Annotated in this window: 6 protein-coding genes and 2 pseudogenes; 1 reads left to right on the top strand and 7 read right to left on the bottom strand. The window is 70.3% G+C overall.

Going from position 1 to position 7,496, the window contains the following annotated elements:
* Positions 1–115: pseudogene (locus tag ABGB21_RS30715) on the top strand (IS630 family transposase); the annotation flags it as partial.
* Between the two features lie 21 nt (positions 116–136).
* Here the strand turns inward: ABGB21_RS30715 and ABGB21_RS30710 are convergent.
* The 7 genes and pseudogenes from ABGB21_RS30710 to ABGB21_RS30680 form a co-directional block, all read right to left on the bottom strand.
* Positions 137–317 (bottom strand): annotated as a pseudogene (locus ABGB21_RS30710) (response regulator); the annotation flags it as partial.
* Between the two features lie 65 nt (positions 318–382).
* On the bottom strand, positions 383–1,105 hold the full coding sequence (locus ABGB21_RS30705) for an ABC transporter ATP-binding protein (protein ID WP_347680696.1): 723 nt from the start codon (positions 1,103–1,105) through the stop codon (positions 383–385).
* Between the two features lie 21 nt (positions 1,106–1,126).
* On the bottom strand, positions 1,127–3,970 hold the full coding sequence (locus ABGB21_RS30700) for an ABC transporter permease (RefSeq protein WP_347680694.1): 2,844 nt from the start codon (positions 3,968–3,970) through the stop codon (positions 1,127–1,129).
* 103 nt (positions 3,971–4,073) lie between these two features.
* Positions 4,074–4,295 (bottom strand): hypothetical protein, encoded by a 222-nt coding sequence (locus tag ABGB21_RS30695; protein ID WP_347655874.1) that lies wholly within the window; start codon positions 4,293–4,295, stop codon positions 4,074–4,076.
* An 86-nt stretch (positions 4,296–4,381) separates the two neighbouring features.
* The gene (locus tag ABGB21_RS30690; RefSeq protein WP_347680692.1) at positions 4,382–5,128 is read right to left on the bottom strand and encodes an AfsR/SARP family transcriptional regulator; all 747 of its coding nucleotides are present in this window, start codon (positions 5,126–5,128) and stop codon (positions 4,382–4,384) included.
* Positions 5,129–5,148: 20 nt separating this feature from the next.
* Positions 5,149–6,963: an ABC transporter ATP-binding protein gene (locus tag ABGB21_RS30685; protein ID WP_347655876.1), complete on the bottom strand. Its 1,815-nt coding sequence runs from the start codon at positions 6,961–6,963 to the stop codon at positions 5,149–5,151.
* On the bottom strand, positions 6,960–7,484 hold the full coding sequence (locus ABGB21_RS30680) for a TlpA disulfide reductase family protein (RefSeq protein WP_347655878.1): 525 nt from the start codon (positions 7,482–7,484) through the stop codon (positions 6,960–6,962). Before ABGB21_RS30680 ends, ABGB21_RS30685 begins: the two co-directional genes overlap by 4 nt.
* Positions 7,485–7,496: the final 12 nt, after the last annotated feature.

Below are 7,496 nucleotides of genomic sequence, written 5' to 3'. Positions count from 1 at the left end.
GCGCGTGCACAACGACGACCCGAAGCCGTTCGTGTGGACCGCCACCGCCGAATCGATCCTGGCCAAGGTCCGACGTGGACGAGTAGCCCTCCAACAAGCGACTACTCAAAACTGAGACAGAACACTAGAAGTAGTCGATCGCTTCGCCGGCGGCGACCACTCGTATGGCGGCAAGGAGAGTCGGCTGCGGTGGTGTCCTTGAGAAGGAAACCGCTCGCACCCGCGCGTAGCGCGCCGTAGACGTACTCGTCGACGTCGAAGGTGGTGAGGATCAGCACCCGGGTGCTGCTGGTCTGGGCGCAGATCCGCTTGACGGCGCGGGCCTGGCCGCCGTCACCCAGGGGGTCAGCAGGAGCTGGCGCCCTTTCACGGCACCCATTGATCAGTCCAGACTGGTGAGACGCCCGTCCCGCATCTGGACGGCACGGTCGCAGCGGGCGGCGATGCCGGCGTCGTGGGTGGCGATGACGAGGGTGGTGGTGCCCGGCTCGTCGCGCAGGCCGAGCAGCAGGTCGACGATGGCCGTGCCGGTGTGGCTGTCGAGGTTGCCGGTGGGTTCGTCAGCCAGCAGCAACGCCGGTCGGTTGACGAGGGCGCGGGCGATGGCCACCCGCTGTTGTTGACCACCGGACAGCCGCGACGGCAGGGCGGAGGCCCGGTCGGCGAGCCCGACCATCGCCAGCAGTTCACGTGCGCGGGCGGCCTTGTCGAATTCGGTGTGGAACGGGATCAGCGGTGCCATGACGTTGTCCAGGGCGGTGAGCGTGGGCAGCAGGTGGAACCGTTGGAACACGAATCCGACGCTCCGTCGGTACGCCGCCAACGCACGGCCCGACAGGTCGGTCACCCGTTGGCCAGCGACGTCGATGCTCCCACTGTCGGCTTTTTCGATCGCCCCGACGAGGTGCAGGAGTGTGGACTTGCCGGAGCCGCTCGGCCCGGTCAACGCGACCGCGGTGCCGGCGGTGAGGGTCAGACTGACGTCGTTGACGGCCACCAGCGGCGCGCCGTCGGGCAGTGGAAAACTCTTCCGTACGCCGTCGAGGCTGACCAACGGGGGCGGCGCGGTGGCCGTGACCGGCGCCGGGGGTGAGGTCCGTTCCATCAGGTCTGCGCTCCTTGTCCGTCACCCGTCGGCGAGTACCTGGGCGGTGGGCAGCCGACGGAGCATGACGATCGGCACCACCACCGACACGGCGGCTACCGCGATGCCGGAGACCAGGGCGGCCACGGCACACCAGACGATCGGTGCGGTGACCCCACCGGCGAAGGCCGCCGCCGCACCGAGGCCGGCAGCGGCGCCGAGCGTACCGCCCAGGGCACCCATGCCGATCGCCTCGAGGACGACCAGCCGGTTGAGCACGCCGTCGGTCCAGCCGACGGCGCGGAGCAGGGCGAGCTCGGCGGCGCGTTCGGAGATGTTGAGGTAGAGCACGTCGGCGACGGAGACGACGCCCAGCACGATCGTGACCGCCACCGCGAGATAGTCGACGGTGCGGGCCTGGAGGGTGACGGCGTCACCGAGCAGGGTGCCGGTGACCGCCCCGTGGAAGGCGATCGTGATCGCCAGCAGCATGGTCAGTGCCGCGACCCCGATCATCAGGCTCGTCGCGCCGAGCACCGTGCGGCCGGGGGTGCGGGCCAGGTTGGCGAGGGCGAGGGTGACCACCCGGTGCGGTGCCCGCAGGCGCACGGCGGCGCCGGACACGGCCGGGCGGACGGTCTCACCGGGGTCGGGGCGGGCGGCACGCCAGACCGGCCAGCCGCCGGCGACCAGGGCGATGGCCACGGCCGCGGGAACGGCGAGCAGGGTGTGGCTCCAGGCGATGCGCAGGCCGAAGGCGGAGGCGAAGGCCAGGGCGAGCAGGGTGCCGACCACGCCGGCGGCGAGGCCGACTCCGGCGATCTCGGTGAACATCAGTCGGGCCAGGTGTCGCCGGCTCCAGCCCAGGCAGGCGAGGATGCCGAACTCGGTGCGTCTGGCCCGAATGGCGGCCGTGTTGGCGTTGAGCACCGCCAGCGCGCACACCGCCAGCACCAGGATCGACAGCAGGACGCTCTTGCGGTCGGCGGCGCGGACGAGGACGGCCGCGACGCCCTTCTGCACCCACGGCTCGGCCACGGCGAGATCGGGTCGCCCGTAGTCACCGGCGGGGTAGTGCACGGTGACCGGGGTGGGCGACGAGCCCAGCGTGATGTCGACCTGCAGGCCGGTACGGTGGGCGATCTCCTCCGCGATCACCCGTACCCGCTCCCGGGAGACCGCGTCGATGCCGACCTCGCCGGCCAGCCGGACCCGCACCACGCTGATCGGTGCGGCGGTGTTCAGTTGGTACTCGGGGTAGGCCGGTTCGGTGGTGTAGGCGCCGGGGTCGAAGATGGCCGGCAGGGCCGCGATCGAGGTGAGCAGCAGCGGTGGTTGGCTGAGCAGACCGGTGACGTTCGCGTTCGGCGCGAGTCGCCGGCCGCCCAACGCCCGCCGGGACGCCTCGTCGGCACCGTCGGCGCCCGGGTTGAAATAGGTGTCCATGGGCACCGCCGACAACGCGCCGCCGAGCGAGACCTCGGCCGGGTCGAAGGTGCCCACCGCGCCCAGCGCGACGTCAGGCATCTGGACCTCGCCAGCCTGGACGACGTACCCGCGGGCGGTGTTGCGATGCACGGCGACGCCGCCCCGCACGCTGGTGTCGGCGAACTCCATCGGGACGTGCCGGGACGATCCCCCGTCGTCGGCTCCCTGGCCCCAGATCCTCAGGTCGTACGGTGCGGGCCGGGCCCGCAACCCGTCCGCCTCCGGCACAGTGTCCGTCGCTCCGACGGTCCAGAAGGAGTGGAGCCACATGGTGTTCGTCGTGGCCGTGTCGTATTCGATGCCCAGCTCGCCGGGGTGCAGCATCCGGTCGACCATGTCCTGGTACGGGTCGTCGACCGGTGTCGACCACCGCGCCACGGGGGTGCCGGGCTCGGTGCCCAGGGCGGCGCGTAGCCGCTGGTCGTCGGCGGAGGTCCGGACCAACTCGACCGCGCCGGGGTCCAGCCGCTCGACGTCGACCTGGAGCGTCCCGTCGACCTGCGGTCGGTCGGCGATCAGGACCGGCAGCACCGAGTACGGGTACGGCATCCCGTCCAGGCGGTGGGTGGTCGGCACCTCCGCCGGGGTGAAGTACCGCCCCGAGGTGACGGCCCGGTCGAGCCCCGCCAGCGCGGCCTCCGAGTCGGGGTCGACCGCGGCCATCAGGAACGGCACCGTCCACACGAGGGTGACGGCCGGGCGCGTCGGCTTGCCCTCCCGGTCCGTCGAACCCGGTCCGCCGACGCACGTCAACGACGACCGGGCCCGGGGATCCGTCGGTTGGAGCCCGTCCCGCTCGCCGATGAACGGGACCACGGGGCAGATCTCCACCCGCTTTCCGTCGGCGTCGATCTCCTCCGGCGGCGGCAGCCCCCCGCCACTGTCGAGTTCGCTGTTCGGCACCACGTCCACCCGGTTGCGGGTGACGTAGAGATACGCCGGCCCGTCCGGGATCCGACTCAACCCCGCGTCCGTCACCCAGGTCGGCTGCACCCGCAGCACCTGACGCTCCGCGGTCGGGTCCAGTTCGTCCGAGAGGTCGATCGTCACGGGTACGGTCCGCATCACGTATCCGATGACGGCGACCGGCGCCGCGACGGAAACACCGCGTACCGCCTGGATTTCCCGCCACTGCGCGACGGAGATTCCGCCGCGCATTCCCGCCAACTGACCCGACTGCACCAGATTGCGTTGCCGCTCCAGCGGCAGTACCGCCTCGCCGGGGCGCACCAGGAGGTCGTACACGGGGCGGTAGTTGGCGGCGATCGTGCCGACGGCGTCCAGACGGGAGGTCACCGCGGTTCCGGTGAGCAGGGTGAATCCCGCCACCGCCACGGCGATCATCGACAACAACGCCAACGAGCGACGCGCCCGTACCCGCCACTGCGAAACGACCATGCCCAGCAACTAGCTCACCGTCCGTCCGCGACCAGCACCGGTTCGGGCCCGACATGCTGCCGCCGGCCGGATGGGGGCCCGGCCGGCGGCGCTGGACCGGCGATCAGCAGCAACCGACGCGGTAGCTCACGTTCGGCGCGTCGCAGTAGTCGGCCGTGTTGGCGTAGCAGCGGACCTGGCCCGCCACCACCTTGTTGTAGTAGTAGTAGCAGAACGGGCCACCGCACCCGACATAGGCGCGGGTGCAGACGTTGCACGCGGAGGCCTTGGCCTTGGGCAGCAGAGCGGCCAGCAGTTTGTCGCCCAGTCTGTTGATGATGACCATCTGCGCGTTCTCCTTCGTGTCGTCGTCCGACGATGTGGCGGTGCGTCAACGATGTCATCGCTCGCTTACGTGTCACTAACGCCGCGCTAACGCCGGACGCTCGCGCGAATCGTGCTGACCAGCCGGCGGATCCGTTGGCCGGGTACGATGCCGAGACCTGCGGCGAGAAGGTCGCACAGCTCGTCATGGGCCGCCAGGGCCGACGCGATGTCGCCCCGCCCCATGTGTGCTTCGATGAGATGTTCCCAGGCTCGCTCGCGGTAGGGGCACTGGCGTACCAGGGGCTCCATCGCGTCGATGACGGCGTTGTGGTCCCCGAGTACGAGCCGCGCCTCGGCGAGGTCCTCCATCGCCCGCCACCGCCGCTCGTCGAGCGCGGAGGCTTCGACCGTCAGTCCGGCGGACGTGACGTCGACGCAGGCGGTTCCCCGCCACAGCCGCAGCGCCGTGTCGAGTACGGCAGCCCGCTGTTCGGCCTCGTCCGGGAGGCGCGTGTTGGCGCCCCGGCGGGTCAACTCGTCGAAGCGTGCGAGATCGGTCGACGCGAGGTGTGGGCACAGCAGGTAACCCGGTGGACGGGTCTGCAGCACGTTCACGGCGTCCGGGCCACCGAGCCGCACCAGGCTCTGCCGCAGGGCCGAGACATGCCCCTGCAGCTTGGTGGTTGCCGTCCTCGGCGGGCTACCGTCCCAGATGACGGCGACGAGATGGTGGACGCTGACCACGGTGCCCAGATTCAGTGCGAGCGCCACCAGCAGTGCTCGTCTTCCGGAGCTGCCGATCGGCATCGGCCGCCCCCGGACATTCACCTCAAGCGGGCCCAGCAACGACACCTGTAAGAGCGTGTTAGCGTTCACAGCGCTACCTCTGGTGCACGAGCATCGTCATAACCGGATGCCTGGAGGCGAAACAACTCGGCATAGCGGCCCCCCGATGCGATCAGCTCGTCGTGGCTGCCCTGCTCGAGAATGCGACCGCCGGACAGCACCGCAATGCTGGTGGCCCCGCGGACGGTATTGAGGCGGTGGGAGATGAGCAGGCTGGTGCGGGTACGGCGCAGCGACACCAGCCGCCGGCTGATCTCGTACTCGGTCGCCACGTCGAGCCCCGAGGACGGCTCGTCGAGGATCAGCAGGTCGGTGCCTTCCCGCAGGACGGCCCGGGCAAGCGCCAGACGCTGCCACTGGCCGCCGGACAGCACCACGCCGGCATCGGCCGTGTCACCGTCCCTGAAGGCCCGTGTCAGCATCGTGTCATAGCCGCGGGGGAGGCCGGACAACACCGAGTCCAGGTCGGCGGTGACCGCCGCCGCGCGGATGCGTGAACGGTCGTCGCGCGCGCTGATGTCTCCGATCGCGATGTTGTCGTGGGCGGACAGCTCATAGGTCATGAAGTCCTGGAACGTCGCCCCGATGCGGGCACGCAGGGATGCCGGGTCGAGGGTGGTGATGTCGACGCCGTCCCATCGGATGACGCCCCGGCTCGGGGTGTGGAAGCCGCAGAGCAGCTTCACCACCGTGGACTTGCCGGCGCCGTTGTCGCCGACCATCGCGAGCGAGGAACCGCGGGGAATTCGTAAGGTCAGACCGCGCAACACCCAGTCGTGGTCGGGCGCGTAGCGGAACCACACGTCGTCGAACTCCAGGCCCTGCGCGAGCGGCGGCGCGGGAGGTAGTGGCCCGGTCTTGCGCACCTCACGGGTCACCGCCGTGATGTCGACGTAGTGGCCGAACATGATGAACGTCTCGCCGAGCATCGCTATCTGGCGGACCAGACCCGAGGCGGACATCTGGAGCGCGGCCAGTGCCGCGATCACGAGCACCAGGTCGCCGACGGTGCCGCGCCCGTCTGCGACGCGCACAACGAAGACCGTCAGCGCCACCAGCGACACGAGGCCGGTCAGCGCCGCCAGCACGCTGTCCACCCACAGTGCCAGACGGTCCTGGTGACGCTCCTGCGCCTGGGCCGCCCGCAGTTCGTCGAGGAGCCGGCCCTGGAAGAACGCGCCGAGTCCGAACAGCCGGATCTCCTTCGCCGCCCGCATGTCGAGCAGCAGTGCGGCGTAGAAGGCCTGCCTGCGGATCATCGGCACGGTGCGTTCCAGCATCGCCCCCCGCATCCGCGCCAGCCGGATCTGGGCGAGAAGTGTGGGTACGGCGGCCAGCAGCACCAGTGCGCCCACCAGAGGAGACCAGCGCACCAGCGTGACACCGAAGGCGACCACGGTGATCGTCTCCTGGCCGACGGCCAGGACCAGACTGTTGAGTTGGGTCGGTGCGAAGCGACTCGCCTCGTGGGCGAGCCGCAGCCGGTCATGGAACGAGCTGTCCTCCAACTCCTTCAGACCCGGATGCGCCGACACCGCGGCGAACAACTCCTGCTGCGTGCGAATCGTCACCCGGCGTTCCGCATCCCGCTGGGCGTACTGGGAGACGTGCAGGATGACCGGCGACACGATCGCCAGCAGGCCGAAACCGGCGACGCCGAACCAGAGCTTGGCACTGTCGTCGGCGGACAGTCCGTCGATGAGCGCACGGGTGGACCAGGCGGTGGCCACCGCCGCCAGACCGCCCACCACCATGACGACCATGCTGATGGCGGCGGCCAGGGGCGCGGCGCCGAAATAGATCCCGAACGCGCGGCCCAGCAACCATGCCGATCGCCTCATTGGCTGTTCAATACCTCGCCCAGGTCGTGGCCGCGTGCCGACAGCCGTCCGTCGGCCCCGAACATCACGAACGACGGGGTGCCCTGCACCTGGAAGGTCGCCATGAGCGTGCTCGGGCTGTCCTCGGTGACGACGAGGCCGGCCTTTCCCAGGGTCGGAGCGAGTTCGTCGGTCTGGCCCTCGCCCGTGGTGAGGACGCTGACCACCCGGACGCCCGTGGTGGCGAGCTCCTCTGCGCGGTCGGCCAACTGTTCCGCCTGGGCCGGGCAGTGCCGACAGCTGGACGAGAAGAACCCGACCAGAACCGGGTTGCCCGCGACATCGGCGCGGGAGACCTGACCGTCGGGCGACGCGAACTCCGGCAGGGCGGCGCCGATCGGCAGCCCCGACGCGGGTGGCGTCGTCATCTCGAGGAGTTTCGCCTCCGTCTCGCGCAGACGCCTGATGATCGCGGCGCTCAGCACGAGGTCGACGAGGACGAGTGCCGCCAGTGCGGCAACAACGACGGAGAGAAGTAGCACCGGTTCTCCTTG

The sequence above is a fragment of the Plantactinospora sp. B24E8 genome (genome assembly GCF_039871735.1).
Lineage (GTDB): Bacteria > Actinomycetota > Actinomycetes > Mycobacteriales > Micromonosporaceae > Plantactinospora.
This window is presented reverse-complemented; position numbering and strand designations above follow the sequence as displayed.